The sequence below is a fragment of the Streptomyces sp. NPDC028368 genome (assembly GCF_055565615.1).
In genome coordinates this window covers 174,872-200,825 of the sequence record NZ_JBVHTY010000013.1, presented here as the reverse complement: position 1 = coordinate 200,825, position 25,954 = coordinate 174,872, and the positions used below count along the sequence as shown (strand labels likewise).

General features: G+C 71.3%; 27 protein-coding genes and 1 tRNA gene. 18 read left to right on the top strand and 10 right to left on the bottom strand.

The genetic code is table 11. The features are described from left to right. Positions 1 to 363 precede the first annotated feature (363 nt). Together phoR and phoP are read left to right on the top strand one after the other, a co-directional pair. Positions 364 to 1,632 (top strand): two-component system sensor histidine kinase PhoR, encoded by a 1,269-nt coding sequence (gene phoR, locus ACZ4S3_RS28050; protein WP_467938855.1) that lies wholly within the window; start codon positions 364 to 366, stop codon positions 1,630 to 1,632. A gap of 5 nt (positions 1,633 to 1,637) precedes the next feature. Next, complete coding sequence (phoP, locus tag ACZ4S3_RS28045; RefSeq protein ID WP_467939042.1) at positions 1,638 to 2,309, top strand: two-component system response regulator PhoP; 672 nt, start codon at positions 1,638 to 1,640, stop codon at positions 2,307 to 2,309. 136 nt (positions 2,310 to 2,445) lie between these two features. Here phoP and ACZ4S3_RS28040 read toward each other — a convergent pair whose 3' ends face one another. After that, positions 2,446 to 3,120 (bottom strand): copper chaperone PCu(A)C, encoded by a 675-nt coding sequence (locus ACZ4S3_RS28040; RefSeq protein ID WP_467938853.1) that lies wholly within the window; start codon positions 3,118 to 3,120, stop codon positions 2,446 to 2,448. A gap of 863 nt (positions 3,121 to 3,983) precedes the next feature. Between ACZ4S3_RS28040 and ACZ4S3_RS28035 the strand changes: the two genes are divergently transcribed. The 7 genes from ACZ4S3_RS28035 (at position 3,984) to ACZ4S3_RS28005 (ending at position 11,057) form a co-directional block, all read left to right on the top strand. Continuing rightward, positions 3,984 to 4,466, top strand: coding sequence for a CarD family transcriptional regulator (locus ACZ4S3_RS28035; RefSeq protein ID WP_003953493.1), 483 nt, complete (start codon positions 3,984 to 3,986; stop codon positions 4,464 to 4,466). Positions 4,467 to 4,844: 378 nt separating this feature from the next. After that, positions 4,845 to 5,591, top strand: a complete 747-nt coding sequence (gene ispD / locus ACZ4S3_RS28030) for a 2-C-methyl-D-erythritol 4-phosphate cytidylyltransferase (RefSeq protein WP_467938851.1) — start codon at positions 4,845 to 4,847, stop codon at positions 5,589 to 5,591. After that, positions 5,578 to 6,096: a 2-C-methyl-D-erythritol 2,4-cyclodiphosphate synthase gene (gene ispF / locus ACZ4S3_RS28025; protein WP_467938849.1), complete on the top strand. Its 519-nt coding sequence runs from the start codon at positions 5,578 to 5,580 to the stop codon at positions 6,094 to 6,096. Before ispD ends, ispF begins: the two co-directional genes overlap by 14 nt. 149 nt (positions 6,097 to 6,245) lie before the next feature. Next, positions 6,246 to 6,650: a PPOX class F420-dependent oxidoreductase gene (locus ACZ4S3_RS28020; RefSeq protein WP_467938846.1), complete on the top strand. Its 405-nt coding sequence runs from the start codon at positions 6,246 to 6,248 to the stop codon at positions 6,648 to 6,650. Between the two features lie 111 nt (positions 6,651 to 6,761). After that, positions 6,762 to 8,156 carry a cysteine--tRNA ligase gene (gene cysS / locus ACZ4S3_RS28015; protein ID WP_467938844.1) on the top strand — a complete coding sequence of 465 codons (1,395 nt, stop codon included), beginning with the start codon at positions 6,762 to 6,764 and terminating at the stop codon, positions 8,154 to 8,156. A gap of 150 nt (positions 8,157 to 8,306) precedes the next feature. After that, positions 8,307 to 9,260 carry a 23S rRNA (guanosine(2251)-2'-O)-methyltransferase RlmB gene (gene rlmB, locus ACZ4S3_RS28010; RefSeq protein ID WP_467938842.1) on the top strand — a complete coding sequence of 318 codons (954 nt, stop codon included), beginning with the start codon at positions 8,307 to 8,309 and terminating at the stop codon, positions 9,258 to 9,260. 159 nt (positions 9,261 to 9,419) lie between these two features. Continuing rightward, positions 9,420 to 11,057, top strand: a complete 1,638-nt coding sequence (locus tag ACZ4S3_RS28005; protein WP_467939040.1) for a DoxX family protein — start codon at positions 9,420 to 9,422, stop codon at positions 11,055 to 11,057. Between the two features lie 101 nt (positions 11,058 to 11,158). Here the strand turns inward: ACZ4S3_RS28005 and ACZ4S3_RS28000 are convergent, their stop codons facing one another. The 3 genes from ACZ4S3_RS28000 to ACZ4S3_RS27990 all read right to left on the bottom strand — a co-directional run bounded on the left by ACZ4S3_RS28000 (position 11,159) and on the right by ACZ4S3_RS27990 (position 13,750). Beyond that, entirely contained in the window at positions 11,159 to 11,887 is a 729-nt protein-coding gene (locus ACZ4S3_RS28000) for a nucleotidyltransferase family protein (RefSeq protein ID WP_467938840.1), read from the bottom strand. A 30-nt stretch (positions 11,888 to 11,917) separates the two neighbouring features. Then, entirely contained in the window at positions 11,918 to 12,343 is a 426-nt protein-coding gene (locus tag ACZ4S3_RS27995; RefSeq protein ID WP_467938838.1) for a hypothetical protein, read from the bottom strand. A 270-nt stretch (positions 12,344 to 12,613) separates the two neighbouring features. Continuing rightward, positions 12,614 to 13,750 carry an ABC transporter ATP-binding protein gene (locus ACZ4S3_RS27990; protein ID WP_467938836.1) on the bottom strand — a complete coding sequence of 379 codons (1,137 nt, stop codon included), beginning with the start codon at positions 13,748 to 13,750 and terminating at the stop codon, positions 12,614 to 12,616. Positions 13,751 to 13,954: 204 nt separating this feature from the next. Between ACZ4S3_RS27990 and ACZ4S3_RS27985 the strand changes: the two genes are divergently transcribed. The 5 genes from ACZ4S3_RS27985 (at position 13,955) to ACZ4S3_RS27965 (ending at position 17,363) form a co-directional block, all read left to right on the top strand. Then, positions 13,955 to 14,028 (top strand) — tRNA-Thr (locus ACZ4S3_RS27985). A 72-nt stretch (positions 14,029 to 14,100) separates the two neighbouring features. Next, positions 14,101 to 14,271 carry a hypothetical protein gene (locus ACZ4S3_RS27980; protein WP_467938834.1) on the top strand — a complete coding sequence of 57 codons (171 nt, stop codon included), beginning with the start codon at positions 14,101 to 14,103 and terminating at the stop codon, positions 14,269 to 14,271. A gap of 215 nt (positions 14,272 to 14,486) precedes the next feature. After that, positions 14,487 to 14,975 carry a DsbA family oxidoreductase gene (locus ACZ4S3_RS27975; protein ID WP_467939038.1) on the top strand — a complete coding sequence of 163 codons (489 nt, stop codon included), beginning with the start codon at positions 14,487 to 14,489 and terminating at the stop codon, positions 14,973 to 14,975. Between the two features lie 74 nt (positions 14,976 to 15,049). After that, a complete protein-coding gene (locus ACZ4S3_RS27970; protein WP_467938832.1) occupies positions 15,050 to 16,165 on the top strand; it encodes an aminopeptidase P family protein in 1,116 nt (371 codons plus the stop codon). A 553-nt stretch (positions 16,166 to 16,718) separates the two neighbouring features. Next, on the top strand, positions 16,719 to 17,363 hold the full coding sequence (locus ACZ4S3_RS27965; RefSeq protein ID WP_467939036.1) for a pentapeptide repeat-containing protein: 645 nt from the start codon (positions 16,719 to 16,721) through the stop codon (positions 17,361 to 17,363). Between the two features lie 13 nt (positions 17,364 to 17,376). Here the strand turns inward: ACZ4S3_RS27965 and ACZ4S3_RS27960 are convergent, their stop codons facing one another. The 3 genes from ACZ4S3_RS27960 to ACZ4S3_RS27950 all read right to left on the bottom strand — a co-directional run bounded on the left by ACZ4S3_RS27960 (position 17,377) and on the right by ACZ4S3_RS27950 (position 19,817). Beyond that, positions 17,377 to 17,874: a hypothetical protein gene (locus ACZ4S3_RS27960; protein ID WP_467938830.1), complete on the bottom strand. Its 498-nt coding sequence runs from the start codon at positions 17,872 to 17,874 to the stop codon at positions 17,377 to 17,379. A gap of 108 nt (positions 17,875 to 17,982) precedes the next feature. Continuing rightward, on the bottom strand, positions 17,983 to 18,642 hold the full coding sequence (locus ACZ4S3_RS27955) for a response regulator (RefSeq protein ID WP_467938828.1): 660 nt from the start codon (positions 18,640 to 18,642) through the stop codon (positions 17,983 to 17,985). Continuing rightward, positions 18,639 to 19,817, bottom strand: a complete 1,179-nt coding sequence (locus ACZ4S3_RS27950) for a sensor histidine kinase (RefSeq protein ID WP_467939034.1) — start codon at positions 19,815 to 19,817, stop codon at positions 18,639 to 18,641. Before ACZ4S3_RS27950 ends, ACZ4S3_RS27955 begins: the two co-directional genes overlap by 4 nt. 288 nt (positions 19,818 to 20,105) lie before the next feature. On the opposite strand from ACZ4S3_RS27950, the gene ACZ4S3_RS27945 reads away from it, so the two are divergent. After that, the gene (locus ACZ4S3_RS27945) at positions 20,106 to 20,657 is read left to right on the top strand and encodes a GlcG/HbpS family heme-binding protein (protein ID WP_467938826.1); all 552 of its coding nucleotides are present in this window, start codon (positions 20,106 to 20,108) and stop codon (positions 20,655 to 20,657) included. Between the two features lie 129 nt (positions 20,658 to 20,786). Here ACZ4S3_RS27945 and map read toward each other — a convergent pair whose 3' ends face one another. Then, a complete protein-coding gene (gene map / locus ACZ4S3_RS27940; protein WP_467938824.1) occupies positions 20,787 to 21,554 on the bottom strand; it encodes a type I methionyl aminopeptidase in 768 nt (255 codons plus the stop codon). A gap of 129 nt (positions 21,555 to 21,683) precedes the next feature. Between map and ACZ4S3_RS27935 the strand changes: the two genes are divergently transcribed. Next, positions 21,684 to 21,953, top strand: coding sequence for a helix-turn-helix domain-containing protein (locus tag ACZ4S3_RS27935; protein ID WP_467938822.1), 270 nt, complete (start codon positions 21,684 to 21,686; stop codon positions 21,951 to 21,953). Between the two features lie 79 nt (positions 21,954 to 22,032). On the opposite strand, the gene ACZ4S3_RS27930 is transcribed toward ACZ4S3_RS27935, so the two are convergent. Further along, entirely contained in the window at positions 22,033 to 22,608 is a 576-nt protein-coding gene (locus ACZ4S3_RS27930; protein WP_467938820.1) for a TerD family protein, read from the bottom strand. Between the two features lie 202 nt (positions 22,609 to 22,810). Here ACZ4S3_RS27930 and arfB point away from each other — a divergent pair, with 202 nt between their 5' ends. Continuing rightward, on the top strand, positions 22,811 to 23,239 hold the full coding sequence (arfB, locus tag ACZ4S3_RS27925; protein ID WP_467938818.1) for an alternative ribosome rescue aminoacyl-tRNA hydrolase ArfB: 429 nt from the start codon (positions 22,811 to 22,813) through the stop codon (positions 23,237 to 23,239). Between the two features lie 18 nt (positions 23,240 to 23,257). On the opposite strand, the gene ACZ4S3_RS27920 is transcribed toward arfB, so the two are convergent. Further along, positions 23,258 to 23,872, bottom strand: coding sequence for a flavin reductase family protein (locus ACZ4S3_RS27920; protein ID WP_467938816.1), 615 nt, complete (start codon positions 23,870 to 23,872; stop codon positions 23,258 to 23,260). 359 nt (positions 23,873 to 24,231) lie between these two features. Between ACZ4S3_RS27920 and cdgB the strand changes: the two genes are divergently transcribed. Beyond that, positions 24,232 to 25,893, top strand: coding sequence for a diguanylate cyclase CdgB (cdgB, locus tag ACZ4S3_RS27915; protein ID WP_467938814.1), 1,662 nt, complete (start codon positions 24,232 to 24,234; stop codon positions 25,891 to 25,893). Positions 25,894 to 25,954 lie beyond the last annotated feature (61 nt).

Genomic DNA, 25,954 nt, shown 5'->3' with positions numbered 1-25,954 from the left:
CGCGCGGCCCGTACTCCGGGGAGCCGGTTGCCGTGCCCCGTAGGCTCGTCATCCACACCCTCACCGTGCGGGCAGATCGCGACCTGCGCTCCCACCCGGAGTGAACCGCCGCCGACGTGAAGGTGAACTCTGGGCGACGTGACCGGTGCCCCGAGGTCGGACGGGTGGCCCGGCGGTCGGCGCCCGGGGAGCGCCGGGCGGTCGCATCGGGCTCCTCAGAGGCTTCCGGTCTATCGCTACGCGCCCCTTTCGGCCCTCCGGAGTGAACCAATACCGACGCCATGGTGAACTCTGGGCGACGGGTGTTCGAGCAGACGCTCGCACGGCTGGGGAAGTGTCCGACCTGCCGCATACGCTGGAGTCATGAACGTGGACGCGGCCGTTGCCGCAGTGGCAGCGATCGCCGGGTTGTGCACCGGCGTTTTCGCCATGCTGGCGTTCCGCTGGAGCGAGCGGGACCAGGCCAAGCCCACGCGTACGTCCCTGCACACCGACGCCGTGCTGCCGCCCGGCGTCGACACTGTCCTCTCGGTGCTCCGCTCCTCCGCCGTCGTCCTGGACGAGGCCGATGCCGTCGTCAAGGCCAGCTCCGCCGCGTACGCCCTCGGGCTGGTCCGCGGCGGCAAGCTCGCCGTCGAACCGATGATGCAGATGGCCCGCGACACCCGGCGGGACGGCGAGATACGCCAGGTGGAACTGGACCTGCCGCGCCGCGGCACGGGCCGGGGCGACGCCCTCGCGGTGTCCGCCAGAGTCGCCCCGCTCGGCTCCCGCCTGGTCCTCCTCCTGGTCGAGGACCTCACCGAGGCTCGCCGCATAGAAGCGGTACGGCGTGACTTCGTGGCCAACGTCAGCCATGAGCTCAAGACCCCCGTCGGCGCGCTCTCGCTGCTCTCCGAGGCCGTGATGGACGCCAGCGACGACCCCGAGGCCGTCGAGCGCTTCGCCGGCCGGATGCAGAACGAGGCCACCCGCCTGACCAACCTCGTCCAGGAGCTCATCGACCTCTCCCGGGTGCAGAACGACGACCCGCTGGAGGACGCGGAGCCGGTCCGGGTGGACGAGCTGGTCGCCGAGGCGATCGACCGCTGCCGCCAGCAGGCCGGTACGAAGCAGATCACCATGGCCGCCGGAGGCACCGCCGACCTGCATGTTTGGGGCAATCGCGGCCAGCTCGCCGCGGCCCTCGGCAATCTCGTCGAGAACGCCGTCAACTACTCCCCGGCACGTACCCGGGTCGGTATCGCCGGCCGCCGGGTGTCGGCGCCCGGGGGAGACCTGATCGAGATCGCGGTGACCGACCAGGGCATCGGGATCTCCGAGAAGGACCGGGACCGCGTCTTCGAGCGGTTCTACCGAGTGGACCCGGCGCGCTCGCGCGCCACCGGCGGGACCGGCCTCGGCCTCGCCATCGTCAAGCACGTGGCCGCCTCCCATGGCGGAGAGGTCACGGTGTGGAGCGCTGAGGGACAGGGCTCCACCTTCACCCTGCGTCTCCCGGAAGCCGGTGCCGTACGCGACCGCGAACGGCCCGCCGACCTCACTGCGGAGGGCCTCGACGACGAGGACCGCCCGTACGAGACCTTCAACGATCCGCTTCCAGCTCACCCTGCCCCGGAGGTCCTTCCGTGACCCGAGTGCTTGTCGTCGAGGACGAGGAATCGTTCAGCGATGCACTGTCGTACATGCTCCGCAAGGAGGGTTTCGAGGTCGCCATCGCGGCTACGGGCCCCGACGGACTGGACGAGTTCGAGCGCAACGGCGCCGACCTGGTCCTGCTGGACCTGATGCTGCCGGGTCTGCCCGGCACCGAGGTCTGCCGCCAGCTGCGCGGCCGCTCCAATGTCCCGGTCATCATGGTGACCGCCAAGGACAGCGAGATCGACAAGGTCGTCGGCCTGGAAATAGGAGCCGATGACTACGTCACCAAGCCCTTCTCCTCCCGCGAACTGGTCGCCCGCATCCGCGCGGTGCTGCGCCGCCGCGGCGAGCCCGAGGAGGTCACTCCGCAGGCCCTGGAGGCCGGCCCGGTCCGGATGGACGTGGACCGCCACGTCGTCACGGTCTCCGGCGGCAAGGTGGACCTGCCGCTCAAGGAGTTCGACCTCCTGGAGATGCTGCTGCGCAACGCCGGCCGGGTGCTGACCCGGATGCAGCTCATCGACCGGGTCTGGGGCGCCGACTACGTGGGCGACACCAAGACCCTGGACGTGCACGTCAAGCGGCTGCGCGCCAAGATCGAGCCCGACCCGGGCGCACCGCGGTTCCTCGTCACGGTCCGTGGCCTGGGCTACAAGTTCGAGCCGTAAGCCATGCCCGGCGATGGTCGATTAGCCGGATACGCGTCAGGGCGCCCCTCCAGATCGGACGGGCGCCCTGACGCGTACTACGGCGCGCGGTAACCGGTGACCGAGGCGGCTCGGTCACCGGCGTCACCGGCGTGACTCAGTGGCCGGCGTGGGCCGCATTCGAGGCCTGGCCGGACGGCTTGCCCGACTCCGACGGCGAGCCGGACTCCGAGGGCTTGCCCGACTCGGACGGGCTCGCCGAGGTGGACGGCTTGCCCGACTCCGAGGGGGATGCCGAGCCGGAGGGCTGCGGCTCGACCTTGGGGCCGTAGCTCGCGAAGTAGTTCTTCGCCGGGACGACGTACGCGCCGAGCTGCACCTTGCCGGTGGAGCTGAGGTCGAACGTCAGGGGCTGCACGTTCCCGTCCTGGACGGCGTCGCGGCCGCTCGGCAGGACGGCCGAGGCGTTGTGCGCGCCGCCGATCACGACGGAGCCGCCGGCCGGCACGGTGATCGGGCCCGCGGCGCCGGTGGCGGTCATCAGCTTGGCCGACGTGCCGGTGCCGTTGACGGTGATCGCGGTCAACTTCTGGTCCTTGCTGCCGTTGTTGAACAGCGTCGCCGTGATCGCGGCGGGGCCCTTGGCGTTCACGTCGGGCTGCGTGATCACGTTCGCGTTCTGGACCTTGATGTCGCCGACGGAGGTCGCGGCGTTGTCCGGCTTGACCTGCAGCGTCTGCGCGTCGCCACCGGCCGCGCACGCGGAAAGCGAGACAACGGAGAGCGTAAGGGCGGTAGCGGCGAGGACGCCGCGTCGAAGGCTGCGGCTCACGGCGGCGGCATCTCCTTGACGAGCTACGGCGGCCGAACTTCGTGCCCGGTCGCGGATGGGCGGCTGGAGCGGCATTGCGTACGCGTCATGGTGACCAGCACGTAAAGCCGCCCTAAGGGTGTGTCAGCGCCGCTAGGTTACCGAGCCGTCCTCGCGCCGCCGCACCCGACCCGCCCCCAGCGCGATCACGGCCGCGCGCGGCGCCCCGCGGGCCGTTGCGCACGCCGCGCCGCGCGCGGCCCGGAGGCGTTCCGTAGATCCTTCCCGGCACCGTTCCCGTTCTCCTTCTCGCGCTCCGTACGGGCCGTTCTCCGATAGACATCCGGGAAGAGCCGGGGAACGACCCGGGAAGGGCCTGGGAAGGATCACGGGGCAGATCCCGAAGTCTTCCCGGCGTGTCCCGAGAACGTCCTTGAATAATCCTCAAGATGTCCCCAAGAGGCAGCCAAGACGCCGATCGGGTGGCGGCCGCGCTGTTTCCCCCGGTGAAAAGCGGTATTCGCAGGGAATGCGGGCGCCTCGGGAAATTGATCACCACGCTCGCCGGCCGGCCGATGATCAATTCAAGAAACGAGCCGGAGCCCCCGCGAGCAACCGAACGGAGTAGCTGAAGTCGCTCATACGGATCCCCGCAAAACGGGATGTTCGGCCCGTTGATCATCGTCTTCGGGGTGTGTGACGGGCGGGTTTCCGCTCACCTGTGAAGCCCCTCCCACCTGCGAATACCCGCACAGAAGGACCCCTCGCAGCACGTTCCGACCGCTGTTGTCAAGCCCCGAGATATGCCCTGACCTGCGAAAACGCCATTCAGAACGGCCCGTTCCCGTGTTAGCATGGATAGCCACGGAAGGGGTACCTGTCACATGACGTTCAAGGTTGGCGACACCGTGGTCTATCCCCATCACGGGGCCGCGCTGATCGAGGCCATCGAAACTCGCCAGATCAAAGGCGTGGACAAGACCTACTTGGTGCTGAAGGTCGCCCAGGGCGACTTGACTGTTCGTGTGCCAGCGGACAATGCGGAGTTCGTCGGCGTACGCGACGTGGTTGGTCAGGACGGGCTGGACCGGGTCTTCGAGGTGCTTCGTGCACCGTATGCCGAAGAGCCGACGAACTGGTCCCGTCGCTACAAGGCAAATCTCGAGAAGCTCGCATCGGGTGACGTGATCAAGGTCGCCGAGGTGGTTCGCGACCTGTGGCGTCGTGAGCGTGAGCGGGGACTCTCCGCCGGCGAGAAGAGGATGCTCGCCAAGGCGCGCCAGATTCTGGTGAGCGAGCTCGCCCTCGCGGAGAACACCAACGAAGACAAGGCCGAGGCTCTGCTCGACGAGGTCCTCGCGTCCTGACGACGCACAACGTCCGTCAAGCAGTTCGGGCAAGACGTCATTGCCCCTGCTTGATATGACGCGATTCGACGTAGCAATGCCGCGGTGCCCGAGTGACGACCGCCTCCCCCAAGGAGAGGTCTGTTGCCGGGCGCTGCGGCATATCTGCGACGTATGAACCGGACGAGAAGTGACGGAAGCCCGTCATACGCACCTGTGGCGTGCCGGGCTCGGGCAGCCGCTTCGACCGATGTCACGGAAGGGTCCGGTCAAGGCGTCGCGCCCGGCACTTCCCCGAGCTCTACGAGCCGGGGCACCTCCCAGGCCATACCCACCTCGGCCGAGGGAACAAACCTGTCTGCGCCAATTCCGGGCCCGCCCCGGACTCCGGAGCCCTTGATGCCAGATCCTTCCCGTCCGATCCGCACCGCCGCCGTGATCCCCGCCGCCGGCCGCGGCGTCCGGCTCGGCCCCGGCGCCCCCAAGGCGCTGCGCGCACTGGGCGGCACTCCCATGCTGGTGCACGCCGTGCGCGCGATGGCCGCCTCGCGCGCCGTCTCCCTGGTCGTCGTGGTCGCCCCGCCGGACGGTGCCCCCGAGGTCCGCCGCCTCCTCGACGAGCACCCGCTCAGCGACCGCACCGACCTGGTGGTGGTCCCCGGCGGCGAGACCCGCCAGGAGTCCGTACGGCTCGGGCTCGCGGCGCTGCCGGACACCATCGACGTGGTGCTGGTGCACGACGCGGCGCGCCCGCTGGTCCCCGTCGACACGGTCGACGCGGTGATCGCCGCGGTACGGGCCGGCGCCCCGGCGGTCGTCCCGGCGCTGCCGCTCGCCGACACCGTCAAGCAGGTCGAGCCGCAGCCGCAGGACATCCCGGAGCCGGTGGTCGGCACCCCGGAGCGGGCGCTGCTGCGCGCCGTACAGACCCCGCAGGGGTTCGACCTGGAGACCCTGCGCAAGGCGCATGACACCGTCGTCGAGGGCGAGGGTGCCACCGACGATGCCGGGCTGGTCGAACGGCTCGGCGAGCCGGTCGTGGTCGTCCGCGGCCACGAGGAAGCGTTCAAGGTGACCCGGCCGCTGGACCTGGTCCTGGCCGAGGCCGTACTCGCCCGTAGGAGGGCCACCGATGGCTACGTCTGAGCCGACCCCCGAGGCCGGCGGCCTCTCCGGCATTCCCCTCGTCGGCATCGGCACGGATGTGCACGCCTTCGAGCGCGGCCGCGAGCTGTGGTGTGCCGGGCTGCTGTGGGAGGGCGAGGAGTACGGCCTGGCCGGGCACAGCGACGGTGATGTGGCCGCGCACGCCGCCTGCGACGCGCTGTTCTCGGCGGCCGGGGTCGGCGACCTCGGCGCGCACTTCGGCACCGGACGCCCCGAGTGGTCCGGCGCCTCCGGGGTGACGCTGCTGGCCGAGGCGGCGCGGATCGTACGGGCCGAGGGCTTCGCGATCGGCAACGTCGCGGTGCAGGTCATCGGCGTACGCCCGAAGGTCGGCAAGCGGCGGGACGAGGCGCAGAAGGCGTTGTCGGCTGCGGTCGGGGCGCCGGTTTCGGTGTCCGGGACGACGTCCGACGGCCTGGGCCTGACCGGCCGCGCGGAGGGGCTGGCGGCGGTGGCCACGGCGCTGGTGGTCCGTACGGCCTGAGAGGTCCCTACGGACTGAGGAGGCGGGCGCGGCGCGGGGCTTGCCCTCGGGCGCAGGATTGCCGGTCCGGCGGGGGGAATGCCGGGCACCATACGGGTGTTGAGCGGGAGACGGATGCATCGGATCGGCCAGCAGGAAGGACCCCGCCCGTGACTGCCACCCTCTCCGACGACCTCAAGAAGCTCCTCGACACCCCGGTCTTCGTGACCGTCGCGACGATCCAGCCCGACGGCAGCCCCCAGGCGTCCCCGGTCTGGGTGAAGCGGGACGGCGACGACCTGCTGGTCTCCACGACCGTCGGCCGCCGCAAGGAGCGGAACCTGAGGCGTGATCCGCGTGTCTCGGTCGTCATCCAGCCCTTCGACGCGCCCTATACGTACGCCGAGGTCCGCGGGACCGCCTCGCTCAGCACGGAGGGCGGGCAGCAGCTGATCGACGAGCTGTCGCTGAAGTACACCGGCAAGCCGTACGCCGAGTTCAACCCGGCGGCGGGTGAGGACGCCGAGCGGGTCGTCGTCCGGATCGCCCCGCGCAAGGTCGTCGGCGGTATATGACCGACCCCGGGGTGCGGTGATATTTCGGGTGAACCGGGCGAGTGTCACGGTTCTGTGACCCCGTGGCCGAGGGGTCACGAGGCACTGCTTCGTTCCGACTACCCTGGTTCCGTGACCATTCGCCTGTACGACACCAGCGCCCGGCAGATTCGCGATTTCACCCCGCTCACACCGGGCTGTGTCTCGATCTACCTGTGTGGTGCCACCGTGCAGGCCGCCCCGCATATCGGGCACATCAGGTCGGGGCTGAATTTCGACATCATGCGCCGCTGGTTCGATTACCGCGGTTATGACGTCACGTTCGTGCGCAATGTGACGGACATCGACGACAAGATCATCCAGAAGTCGGCCGAGCAGGGCCGCCCCTGGTGGGCGATCGGGTACGAGAACGAGGTCGCCTTCAACACGGCGTACGACGCCCTCGGCTGCCTGCGTCCGACCTATGAGCCGCGCGCCACCGGGCACATCCCCGAGATGATCGAGATGATGCGCGGCCTGATCGAGCGCGGCCACGCCTACGCCGTCGACGGCAACGTCTACTTCGATGTGAAGTCCTTCCCCGGTTATCTGCAGCTGTCCAACCAGGACTTGGACCATCTCAAGCAGCCGTCCGGCGACGGCGAGACCGGCAAGCGGGACCAGCGCGACTTCGCGATGTGGAAGGCGGCCAAGGAGGGCGAGCCCAGCTGGGAGACCCCCTGGGGCCGCGGCCGGCCCGGCTGGCACCTGGAGTGCTCGGCGATGGCCCACAAGTACCTGGGCTCGCGCTTCGACATCCACGGCGGCGGCATCGACCTCATCTTCCCGCACCACGAGAACGAGATCGCGCAGGCCAAGGCCTTCGGCGACGACTTCGCCGCGTACTGGACCCACAACGCCTGGGTGACCATGAGCGGCGAGAAGATGTCCAAGTCGCTCGGCAACTCCCTGCTCGTGAGCGAGATGGTCAAGCGGTGGCGCCCCATCGTGCTGCGCTACTACCTCGGCACCCCCCACTACCGCTCGATGATCGAGTACAGCGAGGAAGCGCTGCGCGAGGCCGAGTCGGCGTTCGCCCGTATCGAGGGCTTCGTCCAGCGGGTCGTCGAGAAGACCGGGATCGTCGAGCCCGCGCCCGAGGTGCCGCCGGCGTTCGCCGAGGCGATGGACGACGACCTGGGCGTCCCGCAGGCGCTGGCGATCGTGCACACCACCGTCCGGCAGGGCAATTCCGCGCTGACGGCCGACGACAAGGAGTCCGCCGTGGCCCGGCTCGCCGAGCTCCGGGCGATGCTCGGCGTACTCGGCCTGGACCCGCTCGACGAGCGCTGGTCGGGCGGCGGCACGGACCGCGGCGAGGACCTGCACGGCGTGGTGGACTCCCTCGTGCGCCTCGTCCTCGACCAGCGGCAGTCGGCCCGCGCGCGCAAGGACTACGCCACCGCCGACGCCATCCGCGACCAGCTCCAGCAGTCCGGCCTCGCCATCGAGGACACCCCGTCCGGCCCGCGCTGGTCGCTGTCCTGAAGCTTGTCCGATGCCTGTCTGAAGCCTGTCGCTACCCCCGGCCACCAGCCGGATTCGCCCTTCCCGGCGGCCGCGGGCGACACTCAATCCATACGTACGTACCCACTCCACGTCGCGAGACGTCGAGAGCAGTGAAGAAACAGGTGACCCATGGCCGGCAACAGCCAGCGCAGGAACCGCCGCACGTCCAACAAGAAGGGCGCCCAGGTCGGCAGTGGCGGTAAGCGGCGCCGGAGCCTGGAGGGCAAGGGCCCGACCCCGCCCGCCTCCGCACGCAAGGGGCACGTCAAGAACCGCGTCGCCAACGCCAAGGCGAAGCAGGAGTCCAAGCGCCCGGCCCCGCGCCGCGGCGGCGCCAAGGGCACCGCGGAGCTCGTCGTCGGCCGTAACCCGGTCTTCGAGGCGCTGCGGGACGGCGTGCCCGCGACGAATCTCTACGTCCAGCAGTTCATCGATTCCGACGAGCGGGTGCGCGAGGCGCTGCAGCTCGCCACGGACCGCGGCACCATCAACCTGATGGAGGCGCCGCGCCCCGAGCTGGACCGGATGACCAACGGCCTCAACCACCAGGGCCTGGTCCTGCAGGTGCCGCCGTACGACTACGCGCACCCCGAGGACCTGGCGGCGGCCGCCTTCGACAAGGGCGACGACCCGCTGATCGTCGCGCTCGACGGCGTCACCGACCCCCGTAACCTCGGCGCGGTCGTCCGCTCCGTGTGCGCCTTCGGCGGCCACGGCGTCGTCGTGCCGGAGCGCCGGGCCGCCGGAATGACGGCCGGTGCCTGGAAGACCTCGGCGGGCACGGCTGCCCGTACGCCGGTCGCCCGCGCCACCAACCTGACCCGCACCCTGGAGTCGTACCAGAAGGCGGGGCTGACGGTCGTCGGTCTGGCCGCGGACGGCGAGCTGGAGCTGCAGGACGTCGAGGCGCTGGACGGCCCGGTGGTCATCGTGATCGGCAGCGAGGGCAAGGGCCTGTCGCGGCTGGTGGGCGAGACCTGTGACGTCCGCGTGCGGATCCCGATGCCGGGCGGCGCCGAGTCGCTGAACGCCGGTGTCGCGGCCGGTGTGGTCCTGTGGGAGGCGGCGCGCCGCCGCGCCTGAGCAAGGGATGCCCCGGGCCGGCAGGCGGTACACCGCAGCCCGGGGCAAAGCCTGACCCTCCGTACGTCTTCCTGATATCCCCCGATCTTTTGACGGGTCTCGGACAGATCGGACCGGTCAAGGCAGTGTCTTAACCGCGGGTCACTCGGTTAGATGAGCGTGGACACCAGAACACCCCGCACGCCTACGGGGGGACGCTCGCCGGGCTTCGATGACGAGCCCATCCTGAGCTCGGTCAAGGTGCCGTGCGATCCCGCGCAGGTCATTGTCAACCACGCCAGTTTCCGTGTGCAGCTCGCCGGACCCGTAACGGGCGCAGTGGGCAACACCATGGCCGACACCGCGCGCATCCCCGTGATCCGGGGGTCGTCCGTCCCCGCCAGACGGCGGGCGCCCGTGGTGTGGAGCGGCCGTACGGCACCCGGCGGCACGGCCGGCGCCACCACCCAGCTCCTGCACGCGGTACGCAACGCGGGCATCGGCCTGGACAGCGGCCAGGGTGAGGACGTCGGGACCACCCAGGTCCTGCCCCGGGTCCGCCTCGACGGCGCGCCCGCCTCGACCGTGGTCGGCCAGCGAGGCCCCCTCGAATCCGACACCCATCTGCTGCGCGGCGTACGCCCCGTGGGCAGCGCATACGGCGACCGCCCCTACGACGGCGGCCGCGCCGACGACGGCTACGACGGCGACGGCTACGACGACGACCGCTTCGACGACGACCGCTTCGACGCCCGGGACCGCTACGACGGCAAGCGGCGCGGCAGCGACTCCGTACGGCATGCGTATTACCCCGGCCGCCGGATGAACCTCGGCGTCGTCCTGCTGCCGCTGCGTATCTTCCTCGGCCTGATCTCCGTCTACGCCGGCATGGGCAAGCTCTGCGACCCCGTCTACTTCGACGGCGGCGAGCGGGGCTCGATGGTCAAGTGGCTGCTGTCGCTCGACCCCTGGGCGCTGGCCGTGCCGCTGCGCGACTTCGCCGTCTCGCATCCCGTCGGGGCCGGCCTGACGGTCGCCTTCCTCCAGGTCGTCGTCGGCGTACTGACCATCTGCGGACTGTGGCAGCGGCTCGCCGCGTCGATCGGCGCGCTGCTCTCCGCGGCGCTGCTGATGACCGTCAGCTGGCGCACCGTCCCCGCCTACGACGCGCCCGACATCATCTACCTCGCCGCCTGGAGCCCGCTGATCATCGCGGGTGCCCCGGTCTACTCCATGGACGGACGGCTGGCGGGCGAGGCCTGGCGGCGGCTCGGTCCGCGCGTCGAGGTCGGTGAGCTGCGGCGCCGGGTGCTGCGGCGCGGTGCCGTGATGACCGCGGTGGTAGCCGGACTGACCCTGCTCATCGGGTCGCTGCTCGGTGGCGCCGTACGGTCCGCGACGGTCGCGCCCGTACCGCGGCCCGGCGAGCCCGCGATCAACAACCTCCCGGGTTCGCCGCTGCCCCGCCCCGGCAAGAGGGCCACCCGGCCCGGCCGGCTCCACACCGGCAACGGCACCCTGCGGCACCGCGGCACACCCTCCGCCGACGCCTCGCACAAGGCGGGCAAGCGAGGCAGGCCGTCCGCCTCGACCCTGCCGTCCGCCGGGACCACCAGCGGCGCGGCTCAGCCCGGCGGCGCGACCACCAGCGGACCGCCGCGGCAGACCGTCCCGTCGCGCACCTCGATCCCGAGCCACGCCACACCGAGCTCCGGCGGCACGGGCGGCGGCACCACCGGCGGCGGCACGGACAGCAGCCCCTCCGGTTCCGGAAGCGACTCCGGTCGCGGCAGCACGCTGGGCGGCCTCCTGGGCTGAGCCACCCGGACCGCGCAGCTGTCCCCGATCACCGCAAGGGTGGTCGGGGACAGTCGCGTATACGGCCCGTGCGGGGGGATGAGCGGCGGCGGGCGGGGGCCTCAGGGCTGCTGGGTGCCCAGCTCCCTGGCGGCCTCGGTGAGGTCCTTGGTGGTGTCGATGGCGCGCCAGTAGGCCCCGTGCGGGAGCGGGTAGCCGGCCAGCCGGCGTTCGCGGGCGAGGCGGGGGAAGGTGGTGCGCTCGTGGTCGCCGCGGGCGGGCAGCAGGTCCGCGAAGGTTGCGGAGAAGACGTAGACGCCCGCGTTGATGAGATACGGGGACGGCGGGGCCTCGATGAAGTCCAGGACATGCCCGAAGGCATCGGTCTCGACGACACCCCAGGGGATCCGCGGGCGGGCCAGCGCGAGGGTGGCCTCGGCGTCACGCTCGTGGTGGAAGGCGGCCATCTCGCGGAGCGGGAAGCGGGTCCAGATGTCGCCGTTGGTGGCGTACCAGGGCTCGTCCGGGCGGGGGAGGGAGGCGGCGGCGTACTTGAGTCCGCCGCCGCGGCCCAGCGGTTCGGTCTCGACAACGGTCGTGACGCGCAAGGCCAGTTGGGCCTTGTCCAGCCAGTCCTGGAGCACCTCGGCGAGGTGGCCGCAGGAGATGACGACGTCGGTGACGCCCTCTTCGGCCAGCCAGTTCAGCTGGTGGCCGATGATCGGGGTCCCGGTCCCGGGAATCTCGACCATCGGCTTGGGCCGGTCGTCGGTGTACGGGCGAAGGCGTGAGCCCTGGCCGCCGGCCAGGACCACGGCCTGCGTGGGATGCGGAGGTGGGGCGTCTGCCATGGGTCGCACCCTATGCGGTGCGGGCCGGGGTCACTGGGCGGCGGCGACGCCGGTGGCGAAGGAGGTGTCGCAGACCGGGCGGGAGAACGCCTGGGCGCGATGTGCGGCACCGTACTTGGCGACCGCGGCGCGGCCGAGGAAGCGGGCGATGGAGGTGCAGTGCTTGGCCAGCGAGGGCCGGGAAGTGACCTCCTCCTGGAGGTGGGTGAGGGCGACACCGGGATTCTTTTCCTGGAGGTCGCGCAGGAGGCGGGCTCGGAGGATGTCCTGGGGCGCCCGGGGGGCGGCCTGGGGACCGGCCTTGGAGGCCGTCCCGGAGGACGCGGTCAGTACCTGCGATTCGGCGGCCTTCGACGCCCACGGGACGCGGGTGACCGCGAGAGTCCCGGAGAGGACGAGGACGACAGGCAGGACAAGGGCGAGAGTTCGGCCGATGCGGCGGGCTGCGGAGTTCACGGTCGTGATGGTAGCGAGGGGTGATGATTTGGCGACATTTGGTCACCTTATCGGGGGACGAATTGGCTCGTCGGTGCGGTTATGAGGTTGACGCATCGGTACGAAAAGCCGGTTCTGCCGGGGTATTTGTCGACGGATACGGGTGGCGCGTGTGTAGGGCGTACGACGCCGGGGCAGGGGCGGCCGGATCGCCGCGCAGCGCCACGCACCACGGCGGCGGTACCGGACCCGAAATCCGACACCGCCGCCGATGCTCTTCCCGGCTCTCCGTTAGTCGCTGAGCCGCTCACCCGAAGAGGTCGAGAACACATGCGTCTCACCCGGCGTCGGTACGACGTGCAGCTGGGTGCCCTTCGCCGGGACCTGGCGGCCGTTGACCCGTACGACCAGGTCCTTGACCTCGCCGCCGACCTCCGCGGTGCCGTAGACGTATCCGTCGGCGCCGAGCTCCTCGACGACATTGACGGTGACGGCCAGGCCCGCCGGCGCGTCCGCGCTCTCCTTCGACAGCGACTTCGCCGCGGCGCCGTTCTGCTCGACGATCTCGAAGTGCTCGGGGCGCACGCCCACGGTCACCGTACGGTCGCCCTTCTCGCCCGCCGCGGCCAGCGCCTCGCGGTTCACCGGCACGACACTGTTGCCGAACTTCACGCCGCCGTCGGTGATCGGCACCTCGACCAGGTTCATCGCGGGCGAGCCGATGAAACCGGCGACGAAGAGATTGGCCGGCCGGTCGTACATGTTCCGCGGCGAGTCGATCTGCTGCAGGAGCCCGTCCTTGAGGACGGCCACCCGGTCGCCCATCGTCATGGCCTCGACCTGGTCGTGCGTGACGTACACGGTCGTGATGCCGAGCCGCCGCTGCAGGCCCGCGATCTGCGTACGCGTCTGGACGCGCAGCTTCGCGTCCAGGTTGGACAGCGGCTCGTCCATCAGGAAGACCTGCGGCTCCCGGACGATCGCCCGCCCCATCGCGACCCGCTGTCGCTGACCGCCGGAGAGCGCCTTGGGCTTACGCCCCAGGTACTCCGTGAGGTCCAGGATCTTCGCCGCGTCCTCGACCTTCTGCCGGATCTCCGCCTTCGGCACCCCGGCGATCTTGAGCGCGAAGCCCATGTTGTCGGCGACCGTCATATGCGGGTAGAGCGCGTAGTTCTGGAACACCATCGCGATGTCCCGGTCCTTGGGCGGAAGGTGGGTGACGTCGCGGTCCCCGATGCGGATGGCGCCTCCGTCGACGTCCTCCAGCCCCGCGAGCATCCGCAGAGAGGTGGACTTGCCGCACCCGGAGGGGCCGACGAGGACGAGGAACTCGCCGTCCTCGATGGCGATGTCGAGCTTGTCGACGGCGGGCTTGTCGGAACCCGGGTAGATGCGGGTTGCCTGGTCATACGTGACCGTAGCCATGGTGATGTGTCCCTCCACCGGCAGGAACGTGCCGGACGATCCGAGTAAAAGGAGTGGTGTAGTCCACCGTGATGGACTGGCCGTGACGCTACCGTCGGCGGCGCCCGGTGTCAGTAGCCCTGCGGTCACGAATTTCCCCGGCCCGCCGGACACCGAAATATGGGGACAGGCATCCGGCACGCCTGGGTACACTTCTTCACGCACGCCTCCTTAGCTCAGCTGGCCAGAGCACCGCTCTTGTAAAGCGAAGGTCGTCGGTTCGAATCCGACAGGGGGCTCCGCGGAAAGCCCCGGGTCAGCTCGTCTGGCCTGGGGCTTTCTGGTGCCGGGGTGTGGGGCGAGGGGCTGCCATGAGCAAGGACGAATGGTGGGACGGCGATGGCGCTGAGGTGGCGAGTGGGCGGGCGTGGATTGCTGTCGTTGTGGCGCTCGCCGGTGTGCTGGGCGTCGCGATCGTGATGTTCGTTGCGGTCCTCGGCTTTTCGGGGGTTGCCGGCACGCCGGCCGTCGTCGCGGACTGACGCTCCGTCGGTGTCGGTGTCGGTGTCGGCGTGGGTGTCGGCGTCGGCGTCAGTGGCAGGTGGAGACCGTCGCCGATCTGATGTGTGTGCACGGGTATCTCGGGTTCACCCGTCTCATGCGGGCCGTGCGGTCCTATCGGGACGGCGGCGGCGAGGTGACGACCGTGTTCCGGCCGTACCAGCTGCGTCCGTAGGCGCCGGCCGCCGGGGAGCCGCTGTTCGAGGAGCACAAGCGGGACCGCGGTGAGGCTTTCGCGCGGGCGGTCGCCGCGGACACGTCCACGGGCGCGGCGGACGGTCTGGAACTGAATTTGCGGCGTGTCGTGTTCACCCGCACCTTCGACGCTCACCTGCTGCTCGCCAGGGCGTCCGCCCAGGGGAAGGGCGAGGAGATGGCCGAGGAGATGGCCGAGCGGCTGTTCCGGGCCTACTACACGGACGGGCTGCATATCGCCGACGCCGGCACCTTGCGGCGGCCGGCCGCCGAGGTGGGGGTGGAGGTGACGGAGGATCCCGGGGAGCAGGAACGGGCCAGGGCGCGGCTGCGTGGCGAGCTCGCACGGTTCCGCCGGCTCGGCCTGCCGTCCGTGCCGGCCTTCCGCTTCGCCGGCGGGCCCGTTCTCGTGGGTGACCAGGCCCTGTCCGAAGAGGCGTTCCGGGCGGCGCCGGCCGGGCGGTCGGAGACATCGTCGGCGCTCGGGTGATGGCGGAGGAAGGGGCGGCGACGGGCGGGGATTTGGATGGGCCGCAGGGGGCGCCCCGGCGTAAATTCGCCGGCATGGTGACTTCGATGACGTGGGACGACCACGAGCGGCGCATGGCACGGGCGGCGCAGGCCGCCTCCCACTTCGGGATGACAGGGCTGATCGTGACGCCCGGCCCGGATCTGGTCTGGCTGTGCGGCTACCGGCCCCCCGCCGCCACCGAGCGGCTGACCGCCCTGGTGATCGCGCCGGGGCAGCGGCCGCGGCTGCTGGTGCCCGTACTGGAACAGCCGGATGCGGAGCGGGCCGCCGGGGGCGGCGCGATGGACGTGACGGGCTGGACCGACGGGGCGGACCCGTACGACGAGCTGGCCAAGTGGCTTGACCCGCAAGGGCGTTACGGGATGTCGGACGCGACCTGGGCGATGCATCTGCTGGGCTTGCAGCGGTCGCTGCCCGGGACCGAGTACCGGGCGCTGTCGGAGGCGCTGCCGATGCTGCGCGCCGTCAAGGACACGCACGAGGTGGCACGGCTGGCGGCGGCCGGGGCGGCCGCGGATGCGACATACGAGAAGATCCTGGGCGTACGGTTCGCCGGGCGCCGGGAGTCCGAGGTGGCGGCGGACCTCGCGCGGCTGCTGATCGAGCACGGGCACAGCCAGGTGGACTTCACGGTCGTGGGGTCCGGCCCCAATGGCGCCGATCCGCACCATGAGGCGGGGGAGCGGGTCATCGAGGACGGCGACATGGTCGTACTCGACTTCGGCGGGCTCAAGGACGGGTACGGGTCGGACACCACGCGGACCGTGCATGTCGGGGAGCCGGGTGCCGAGGAGCGCAAGGTGCACGACATCGTGCGGGAGGCGCAGCAGGCGGCGTTCGAGGCGGTCCGGCCCGGGGTCGCCTGCCAGGACATCGACCGGGTGGCCAGGAGGGTCATCAAGGCGGCCGGATACGGCGAGTACTTCATCCACCGGACCGGGCACGGGATCGGGGTGACCACTCACGAGCCGCCCTACCTGGTCGAGGGGGAGCATCTGCCGCTGGTGGCCGGGATGTGCTTTTCGATCGAACCGGGCATCTATCTGCCGGGGCGCTTCGGGGTGCGCATCGAGGACATCGTGACGTGCACGGAGTCGGGCGGGCGGCGCCTGAACGAGACCGACCGGAGGATGGCGGTGGTGCGGTAGGCGACCCGGGGGGGCGCGGGACTTCCGGCCCCCGCTCCGGTGGCCATTGGTCCTCTCCGGCCGGGGTGCGGCTCGTACTTCCGGCCATACGGGAGTGGCTGTTGGGCCGAAGCGGGCGGGCGGGGGCGGTTCGTAGCGTGGTGGACGGTGGGCCTCAGGTGCACGGTTCACGTACCGAACCCGAAGGAGAACCGCCATGACGAGCAAGAGCTCCCGCGCCGGCGTTCTGGCCGCGCTGACCGTTGCCGCCGCAGCTGTCCTGGGCGCGGTGCTCCCGCTCGCCGGGGCGGCGCCCGCGCATGCGCATGCCGGGGCGAGCGGGCGGACGCCGGTGTCCCGGTCCGGCCCTGGAACGGCTGCTTGCCGTGGCTGTGACATGTGGGCGGAGAACGGGTGTTTCCGCTGGTCAGGGTGCGTTGTCAGTGGTGTGGTCCACGATGGGGTGTGCAGGCGTTGAGCGGGTCGGCCGGGCAGGTCGGCCGGCCGGGGCCGCGGGAGCGGGGACGAGTCGGCGGAAGGCGGTGATCGCGTGGCGGCGCGCGGTAGGGAGACGGTGCGGGCGGTGCGGCGGCCCGAGGTGAGGTTGCCGGAGCTGCGGCCGTACGACGGCGGAGAGCTGGAGTCCGAAGGGGATTATGACGGGCTGGAGTTCGCGGAGGCCGACTGGGCGGGGCAGGCGGCGCGCGGGGCGCGGTTCATGGACTGCGCGGTGCGGCGGTGCGGGCTGGACGAGACGGATCTGAGCCGGGTCCGGATCATCGACAGCGTGCTGAGCGGGGTGCGCGGGGTCGGTACGGACCTGTCGCAGGCGTCGCTGCGCGATGTGGAGGTGGCGGACGCCCGGCTCGGCGGGACACAGCTGCACGGTGCGGTGCTGGAGCGGGTCGTGGTGCGCGGCGGGAAGATCGACTTCCCGAATCTGCGCCAGGCGAAGCTGCGGGATGTCGCCTTCGAAGGGTGTGTGCTGGTCGAGGCGGACTTCTCGGGCGCGCAGCTGGAGCGGGTGACGTTCGACGACTGCACCCTGGCGCGGGTGGACTTCAGCGAGGCGCGGATGAAGGACGTCGATCTGCGGGGCGCGGCCGCGGTCGACATCGCGCGGGGCATCGACCGGCTGTCGGGCGCGGTGATCAGCGCGGCCCAACTCCTCGATCTGGCCCCGGCGTTCGCGGCGCAGATAGGTGTACGGGTGGAGTGACCGGCCGGCCCGGTCAGACGCGGGGGAAGCGGGCCTGGAGGTCCCAGATGACCGGGTTGTCGCCGAGGCCGTCGTGCATATCGGTGAGGTCGGCGATCAGATCGTGCAGAAAGTCGCGGGCCTCGCGGCGGAGCGCGGCGTGGTTGAAGGTGAGCGGAGCCTCGTCGGCCGGCATCCAGTCGGCGGCGATGTCCACCCACCCGAAGCGGCGCTCGAAGAGCATCCGGTCGGCGGATTCGGTGAAGTCCAGCTCGGCATGGACGGGGCGGGATGAGCGGCTGCCGCGGGGGTCGCTGTCGAGCTGCTCGACGATGTCGCACAGCGCCCAGGCGAAGTCGAGAACGGGCACCCATCCCCAGGCGGTGGACAGCTCGCGGTCCGTCTTGGTGTCGGCGATGTAGACATCCCCGCAGAAGAGGTCGTGGCGCAGGGTGCGCACGTCCGCGGCCCGGTAGTCCAGCTGCGAGGGATCCGGAAAGCGGCGGGAGAGGGAATAGCCGAGGTCGATCACGTCTTGATGGTGTCACGCCGGCCGGGAGGGGGACCGCCCGGACCGGTCCGTAGGGCCGCTGACCGGTAATGACGGGCGGCTACGGGCGGCAGCCGCTGCCCGTACGGCTCAGGGCAGCAGCCGCTGTTCCTTGGCCACCGCGACCGCGCCCGCGCGGGTGTCCACGCCGAGCTTGTCGTAGATGCGGCCCAGGTGTGTTTTGACGGTGGCCTCGCTGATGAACAGCGCGCGGGCGATCTCGCGGTTGCCCAGGCCCCGCGCGAGCTGGCCGAGGATGTCGCGTTCCCGGTCGGTGAGCGCGGGGCGGGGGCTGCGCATCTGGGCCAGTACGCGGTGGGCGACCGGCGCGGAGAGGGTGCTGCGGCCCTGGGCGGCGGCGTGGATGGCGGCGAAGAGTTCGTCGGGCCGTTCGGCCTTGAGGAGATAGCCGGTGGCGCCGGCCTCGATGGCGCGGGTGATATCGGCGTCGGTGTCGTAGGTGGTCAGGACCAGGACATGGGGGGTGGGGCGGAGACGGGTGATACGGCGGGTGGCTTCGATGCCGTCGATGCCGGAGCCGAGCTGCAGGTCCATCAGGACGACGTCGGGGCGGAGTTCGGCGGCCGTCGCCACGGCTTCCTCGCCGTCCCCGGCCTCGCCGACGACCTCGATTCCGGGGGCGCTGCTGAGCAGGGCGAGCAGCCCGGCGCGTACGACGGCGTGGTCGTCGCAGAGCAGGATGCGTACGGACTCCCGGACAGATTCCCGTACGGGCTCGGGCGTGGTCATGGGGCGGGCTCCAGAGGGACGGCGGCGGACAGGACGGTGCCCTCGCCGGGCGCGGACTCGATGGTGAGGGTGCCGCCGAGCTGGCGCACCCGGGCGCGCATGGCGGGCAGGCCGTGGCCTCGCTCGCGGCCGGGGGCGGGCCCGGCCGGAGCGGCGGGGGTGAAGCCGCGGCCGTCGTCGGCGATGTCCAGGACGACCTGGTCGCCGAGGTAGGTGAGGGTGAGGGCGGCGGTGGTCGCGGCGGCGTGCTCGCGGATGTTGGCGAGGGCGCCCTGGGCGATGCGCAGCAGGGCGGACTGCACCCGGTCGGGGAGCGGGGCGGGGGTGCCGTCCAGGTGGAGGCGTACGGCGAGCGGTGCGGCGGTGCCGGTGCCGGAGGCCGATGCGCCGGTACGGGCGGCGAGTTCGCGCAGGGCCTCGGGCAGCGAGGCGCCGTCGGCGAGGTCCGCCGGGGCGAGGTCGTGCACAAAACGGCGGGCCTCGGCGAGGTTGCGGGCGGTGATCTCGGTCGCCGTACGGACATGGCCGCGGGCGGTGTCCGGGGCCGCGTCCCAGGTGCGGTCGGCGGCCTGCAGCAGCATCTGCTGGCTCGACAGTCCCTGGGCGAGGGTGTCGTGGATCTCCATCGAGAGCCGCTGCCGCTCGGCGAGCGTGCCCTCGCGCCGTTCCGTGGCGGCCAGTTCGCGGCGGGTGCGGAGCAGATCGTCGATCAGCGCCCGCTGCCGGGCGGCCTGGCGCTCCATGTGGACGAAGGCGGCGGTGGCGAGGGCGGCGACGGCCGGCGGCGCGAGCAGCAGATTCGGGTCGAAGCCGGTGGACAGGCGCAGTTGGGCGACGACGACGAACGCGGTGAGCAGGCCGACCAGCAGCGACGCGGCCCCGGCGGGCAGGGTGCGCAGCCCCGTATAGAAGAGCGGCACCGCGCACCAGGCGAAGCTCGGCGCGAGCAGTACGAGGACGACCCAGGTCGCGACGACCGCGCCCAGCCACAGGAGGCGGCGGGCGGTGGGGCGGCGCTCGTCGTCCGTACGGGGGCCGAGCGCCGGGCCGAGGACGTAGAGGAGGGCGAGGACGAGGCTGAGGGCGATGATCCAGGGGGTGCGGGGCTCGCCGGGGTGATGGATCAGGAAGCGGGCGAGCGAGGCGGCCAGGAGGAGGAAGAACGCCGTGTGCATGACGGGGCCCAGCCAGCGGGCGTCGGGGTTCGGGTCCGGCGGCGCGGGCGGTGCGGAGGGGTGCGCGTGGTGCACGGGGCCTGGATCTCCTAGCGGTGCTCTCCTATAGCGAGGCCCTAGTCGTAACCCGGGCGGGGAGTGTCCCGTATCAACCGATCGGCTGACACCGGTATCCACCATCATGCACGGCCACGACAGCCGGTACGCCGATCCCTGCGCACCCGGCCCGCTCCGAGGATGGGAACAGACCACCGCTTCCCCCCTCACACCTCACAAGGAGCCCCGGCCATGAAGAAGCTGTCCCTCCGCGCCCGGATCGTCACCGGTGCCGCCGCCGTCGCCCTGGTCGGCGCGGGCACCTTCGGCGCCGTATCGGCGACCGCCGCCCCGTCGCCCGGCGCCGCCGCGCCTACCACCGAGTCCGGCACCAAGAACCTCACCCACTCCACCCACCTCACCCTCGCCGCTGCCACCAAGGCCGCACAGGCCGCCGTGGACGCCGCGGAGAAGGCGGGCCAGAAGGTCTCCGTCGCCGTCGTGGACCGTAACGGCAACACCCTGGTCCAGCTGCGGGGCGACGGCGCGGGTCCGCAGTCGTTCGAGTCGGCGGCGAAGAAGGCGTACACCGCGGTCTCCTGGAACGCCCCGACGTCCGAGCTGGTGAAGCGCCTCGAGCAGGCGCCCACCCTCAAGGACATCCCCGGCACGCTCTTCCTGGCGGGCGGTGCCCCGGTGCAGTCGCAGGGCGCACCGATCGCCGGGATCGGCGTGGCGGGCGCGCCGAGCGGCGCCACCGACGAGCAGTTCGCGCAGGCCGGCGCCCAGGCGCTCGGCAAGTAGCCACGCCGGAAGCGCCCGCCGGAAACACCCGCCGGAAACACCCGCCGGAAGCGCCCGCCGGAAGCGCCCGCCGGAAGCGCCCGCCGGTCCCCGGCCCGCCGCTCTGCGGAACCGCTCTGCGGAACCGCCCTACGGCAGCGTCAGCACCCGCGGCCCGTCCTCCGTGATCGCGACGGTGTGCTCGAAGTGGGCGGCGCGGCCGCCGTCCGCGGTCCGTAGCGTCCAGCCGTCGTCCGCCACGTAGTAGGCGCCGCGGCCGCCGGAGAGCAGCATCGGCTCGATGGCGAGGACGAGGCCGTGGCGCAGGAGGAAGCCGCGGCCGGGGCGGCCGTCGTTGGGGACCGCCGGGTCCTCGTGCATGGCGCGGCCGATGCCGTGCCCGCCGAAGTCGTCGGGGATGCCGTAACCGGCCGCCCGTCCGACGCTGCCGATGGCGTGCGAGATATCGCCGATCCGGGCGCCGACGACGGCCGCCGCGATGCCCGCCTCCAGCGCCTGCCGGGTGGTGTCCATCAGCCGTACGTCCTCGGGGCGTGCCGTGCCGACGGTGAAGCTGGTGGCCGCGTCGCCCGCCCATCCGTCGACGACCGCGCCGCAGTCGATGCTCACCAGGTCGCCGTCCCGCAGCCGGTAGGTGTCCGGGATGCCGTGCACGATCGCGTCATTGACGGAGGCGCAGATGACGGCGGGGAACGGGGTGGCGGCGAAGGAGGGGCGGTAGCCGAGGAACGGCGAGGTGGCCCCGGCCTCGCGCAGGACCGTACGGGCGGCCTCGTCCAGGTCCAGTAGCCGCACCCCGGGGGCGGCCGCCGCGCGCACCGCCGCCAGCGCGTCGGCGACCACCCGCCCGGCCACCCGCATCGCGTCCAGCGACGCGTCCGTCTTGATCTCCACCATGAGTACGGCCTCCCAGCACCGGCGAACCCGGCGTCGGCAATCCCGGCAGCGGTAAGCCGAGCCGGTAGCAGCTGAACCACACCGGTATTTGTTTACCGGTATTTATTTACCGGTATTAGTATCACGGGCATGGTGCGAACTCCACTGACCCCCTGGGAGCGCGAACGCGGCGAGCGGCTGGGTGCGCTGCTGCGTTCGGCGCGCGGCGAGCGCAGCATGGTCGAGATCGCGGCGGCGGCGGGGCTCTCCGCCGAGACGCTGCGCAAGATCGAGACCGGCCGGGCGCCGACACCGGCGTTTTTCACGGTTGCCGCGCTGGCCGGGACGCTCGGGCTGTCGCTGGACGAGGTGGCGGTGCTGGCCATGCCACCCGACGCGGCCGCGGAGACGGCCGCCTGAAACACGCCGAGGGCCGGCCCCCCCCCAAAGGGGACCGGCCCTCCGTCGGCCGTGCAGGGCCGACGACTACCAGCGGAACTCAGACGTTGACGCCGAAGTCCTGCGCAATGCCCACCAGACCCGAGGCGTAGCCCTGGCCCACCGCGCGGAACTTCCACTCCGCGCCGTTGCGGTAGAGCTCGCCGAAGACCATGGCGGTCTCGGTCGCCGCGTCCTCGCTGAGGTCGTAGCGGGCGATCTCGGCGCCGCCGGCCTGGTTGATGATCCGGATGAAGGCGTTGCGGACCTGGCCGAAGTTCTGGCTGCGGTTCTCGGCGTCGTAGATCGAGACCGGGAAGACGATCTTCTCGATGTCGGCGGGCAGGCCGGCCAGGTTGACGTTGATCTGCTCGTCGTCGCCCTCGCCCTGGCCGGTGACGTTGTCACCGGTGTGCACGATGGTCTGGTCCGGCGTCGCCTTGTTGTTGAAGAAGACGAAGTGCTGGTCCGAGAAGACCTTGCCGCTCGGGTTGACCGCGATGGCGCTCGCGTCCAGGTCGAAGTCCGTGCCGGTGGTGGTGCGGACGTCCCAGCCGAGGCCGACCGTGACGGCGGTCAGGCCCGGTGCCTCCTTGGTGAGGGAGACGTTGCCGCCCTTGGACAGGCTTACAGCCATGGGAAGTCCCTTTCCTTGTCGACTCGTCGAAGCGTCGGGCTCCGTACTGCGGACGAAGCTACCGTCACCCACCACAACGCCGTCAGGGGACCACCAGGTTCCAGGTGCCTTTACTTACTTTGCCGAATCCTGATGCGGGCGCCCGGCGAGGGACCCGAAAAGCGGGTGACGGGAGTCCGGAAAGCGCGAGATCATAGGACGCATGTCCGGGCCTCATGTCATCCGCGGTTCGGTCGTCCTTCCAGAGGCCGAGCTCGTATGGCGTTTCTCGCGGTCCTCCGGTCCGGGCGGCCAGCACGTCAATACCAGCGACAGCCAAGTGGAGCTGCGCTTCGACCTCGCAGCAACGCAGGCGCTGCCGGAGGTGTGGAAGGAGCGTGCCCTGGAGCGGCTGGCGAGCCGGCTGGTCGACGGAGTGCTGTCCGTACGGGCCTCCGACCACCGCTCGCAGTGGCGCAACCGCGAGACCGCGGCCGTCCGGCTGGCGGCGCTGCTCGCCCAGGCCACCGCCCCGCCGCCCAAGCCGCGCCGTAAGTCGCGGATTCCGCGGGGTATCAACGAGCGGCGGCTGCGGGAGAAGAAGCAGCGCGGCGACACCAAGCGCGGCCGTTCGGGCCGCGATTGGGGCTGAGCCCCGGGCCCGCCGCCCTCATCCCAAGTGCCGGTACTTCCCCCGGAAATAGGTGAGCGGCCCCGCTTCCTCGCTCGGCACCGACGCGGCCAGTACGCGCCCGATGACGAGCGTGTGATCGCCGGCCACCACCCGCTGCTCGGTCCGGCATTCCAGGGTCGCCAGCGCCCCGTCGATGAGCGGCGCACCGGCCGCTTCACCCCGTACATGCGCAATGTCCTGGAAGAGCAGCCGGTCGCTGATCCGGCCCTTCATGGCGAATCGTCCGGCAATATGCCGCTGGTTCTCCGCCAGGACCGAGACCGCCCACAGCGGCTGGAGCGCCAGCAGGTCGTCCATTCGGGAGTCGTTGCGAACGCTCACCATCACCAGCGGCGGTTCGAGCGATACGGAATCGAAGGCGGTGGCGGTCATGCCGACGTCTTCGCCGCGCGGGCCGTCGTCCGGGTCGTGCGCGGTGATCAGCACCACACCGGCGGCGAGGCGGGACAGGGCGGCGCGGAATTCGTCGTCACTCACCCCAACAGAATGCGGGATCGGCGCGCCGCCCGGCGTGGAGGCGAGGGCGACGGCGGATGTGGCATGGGCTGCGGGGCCGGAGGCCGCCGCATCGGCAGGGGTTTTCGTGAACACGCCATGAACGCTAACGTCGCTCGCCCCCGCCCCGCATCGGGCCCTGGGACCACGCGGGCCCTAGGTCCGATGACGGAGGCCGCAGGTGGGCCCGGCGGCCAGGACGGCGAGGGCCCGGATTTGCGTTCAGAAAGGGCGGGTCCGACGGTGCGGGAGCGCAAAGACGCCGCTCATCAGGCCCTTTCGAAGATCATCAACGGACCTTCGGAGCTTGTGACTTGAGTCACAGGGCGCGATAATTGTTGACCCTGTGTACCGAGTGAACAGCTCACTGTGATTCAGTGAGCGAGGAAGAGAGCGTGGAATCGGGCGATCGAAGAATCCTGGAGTTGCTGTCGAGGTCTCAGGGAGAGCGAGCGATGGAGACCGAGTCGGAGCCATACGTCCGTCTTGCGACCCTGCGGCAGCTGCACCAAGTGGTCGCCGAACTGAACACCGCACGCAGCCTTGCGGACACCTTGCAGTCGGTTGCCGACGGCGCGATCGCCGGGCTCGGCTATGAGCTGGCGGCGGTCAATCTCGTCCGCCCGGACGGTGACCTCGTGGTCGCCGCGGTGGCCGGCAGCGCGGGCGCCGAGGCGCTGATGGCCGGGCGGGTCGGCTCCCGTTCGTCCTGGGACCGCCGGCTGTCGATGGGCGAGCGCTGGGGCGAGCTGCGCTTCATCCCGTACACCGAGGGCTGGGTGCTGGACGACGACGACGTCCCGCAGTGGCACACGGCCGGGCCCGCGCCGCGGTTCCCCGACGAGTGGCACCCGATGGACCGGCTGTTCGCGCCGATGTACGCCGCGGCCAACGGCAGCGGCGAGCTGCTCGGCGTGATCTCCGTCGACCGGCCGCGCAACGGCCGGCGCCCCGGCGCCTGGGGCCAGGAAGCCCTGCAGATGTACGCCTTCCAGTCCGCCATCGCGATCAGCAACGCCCGGCTGCGGGCCAACATGCAGCGCGCCCTGGTCCGCCTGGAGCGCGAGCAGCAGGCCCTGCGCGCCAGTGAGGAAAGCTTCCGGCAGGCCTTCGAGTACGCGCCGAGCGGCATGGCCGTCGCCGAAATGGGCGGTGACCAGCACGGACGGCTGCTGCGCACCAATGACGCGCTGTGCCGGCTGCTGGGCCGCCCGGCCTCCGCGATGCGCCGCTACTCCTTCTCCGACCTCGTCCACCCCGAGGACATCGGGACCCTGCTGCGGACATCGGCCGAGGGCGGGCGCGCCGAGCTGCGGCTGGCCCGCCGGGACGGGACCTACGTCTGGGTATCGCTGCGCAACTCCGTCGTCGCCGACACCACCGACGGGCCCCGCTTTCTGCTCACCCACGTCGAGGACATAGAGGAACGCAAACGGCACGAGCTGCAGCTCGCGCACCGCGCCAGCCATGACTCGCTGACCGGCCTGCCCAACAGCGCCGAGCTGCGGGCCCGCCTCGGCGCCCGGCTGTGCTCGCGCCCGCCGGGCTCGGCGGCCGACGCCTACGCCTCCTCGGCCACCGTCTCGGCGGACCCGGTCGACCCGCACGGCTTCCGGGGCGGCAAGGAGCCGTTCGACGGCCTCGACGGCAAGGGTTCGCCCGCCTACGACCACCATGTGCACACCGTCGCGCCCCCGGACGGCGTGCCGGACGACGGCTCCAAGGGGCTCGCGGTCCTCTTCTGCGACCTCGACGGCTTCAAATCGATCAATGACCGCTTCGGGCACCACACGGGCGACGCGGTGCTGATCGAGGTCGCCCGCCGGCTGACCAGCGGCGTCCGGGACGGCGATACGGTCGCCCGGCTCGGCGGCGATGAATTCGTGGTGCTGGCGGACGGCCTGGGCACGGCCGACGCCCAGGACCTCGCGGTGCGGCTGCGGAACGCGATCATCCCGCCGATCAGGGTGGACGGCCGGGCGGTCCGGGTCGGCGCCAGCTTCGGCATCGGCTGGGCGAGCTGCGGGATGACCGCCGAGGAGGTCCTGGCCTCGGCCGACCAGCGGATGTACATCGAGAAGCGGTCCCGTTCGAAGGCCAACCGCCGGGCGGGCTGAGCCGTACGGCGGCCATACCGCGGCCGTACCGAGGCCATACCACGCAGCCATGTGCCGCACA

Excerpts from the sequence above, each read along its gene's own strand:
- phoR (WP_467938855.1), top strand. The coding sequence starts at position 364 with ATGAACGTGGACGCGGCCGTTGCCGCAGTGGCAGCGATCGCCGGGTTG.
- ACZ4S3_RS27980 (WP_467938834.1), top strand. The coding sequence starts at position 14,101 with ATGAGCAAGGACGAATGGTGGGACGGCGATGGCGCTGAGGTGGCGAGT.
- map (WP_467938824.1), bottom strand. The coding sequence starts at position 21,554 with ATGGTGGAGATCAAGACGGACGCGTCGCTGGACGCGATGCGGGTGGCC.
- arfB (WP_467938818.1), top strand. The coding sequence starts at position 22,811 with ATGTCCGGGCCTCATGTCATCCGCGGTTCGGTCGTCCTTCCAGAGGCC.
- cdgB (WP_467938814.1), top strand. The coding sequence starts at position 24,232 with ATGGAGACCGAGTCGGAGCCATACGTCCGTCTTGCGACCCTGCGGCAG.
- ACZ4S3_RS27990 (WP_467938836.1), bottom strand. The coding sequence starts at position 13,750 with ATGGCTACGGTCACGTATGACCAGGCAACCCGCATCTACCCGGGTTCC.
- ispF (WP_467938849.1), top strand. The coding sequence starts at position 5,578 with ATGGCTACGTCTGAGCCGACCCCCGAGGCCGGCGGCCTCTCCGGCATT.
- ACZ4S3_RS28000 (WP_467938840.1), bottom strand. The coding sequence starts at position 11,887 with ATGGCAGACGCCCCACCTCCGCATCCCACGCAGGCCGTGGTCCTGGCC.
- ACZ4S3_RS27935 (WP_467938822.1), top strand. The coding sequence starts at position 21,684 with ATGGTGCGAACTCCACTGACCCCCTGGGAGCGCGAACGCGGCGAGCGG.
- ACZ4S3_RS27955 (WP_467938828.1), bottom strand. The coding sequence starts at position 18,642 with ATGACCACGCCCGAGCCCGTACGGGAATCTGTCCGGGAGTCCGTACGC.
- ACZ4S3_RS27945 (WP_467938826.1), top strand. The coding sequence starts at position 20,106 with ATGAAGAAGCTGTCCCTCCGCGCCCGGATCGTCACCGGTGCCGCCGCC.
- ispD (WP_467938851.1), top strand. The coding sequence starts at position 4,845 with ATGCCAGATCCTTCCCGTCCGATCCGCACCGCCGCCGTGATCCCCGCC.
- ACZ4S3_RS28035 (WP_003953493.1), top strand. The coding sequence starts at position 3,984 with ATGACGTTCAAGGTTGGCGACACCGTGGTCTATCCCCATCACGGGGCC.
- rlmB (WP_467938842.1), top strand. The coding sequence starts at position 8,307 with ATGGCCGGCAACAGCCAGCGCAGGAACCGCCGCACGTCCAACAAGAAG.
- ACZ4S3_RS27970 (WP_467938832.1), top strand. The coding sequence starts at position 15,050 with ATGGTGACTTCGATGACGTGGGACGACCACGAGCGGCGCATGGCACGG.
- ACZ4S3_RS27930 (WP_467938820.1), bottom strand. The coding sequence starts at position 22,608 with ATGGCTGTAAGCCTGTCCAAGGGCGGCAACGTCTCCCTCACCAAGGAG.
- ACZ4S3_RS27950 (WP_467939034.1), bottom strand. The coding sequence starts at position 19,817 with ATGCACACGGCGTTCTTCCTCCTCCTGGCCGCCTCGCTCGCCCGCTTC.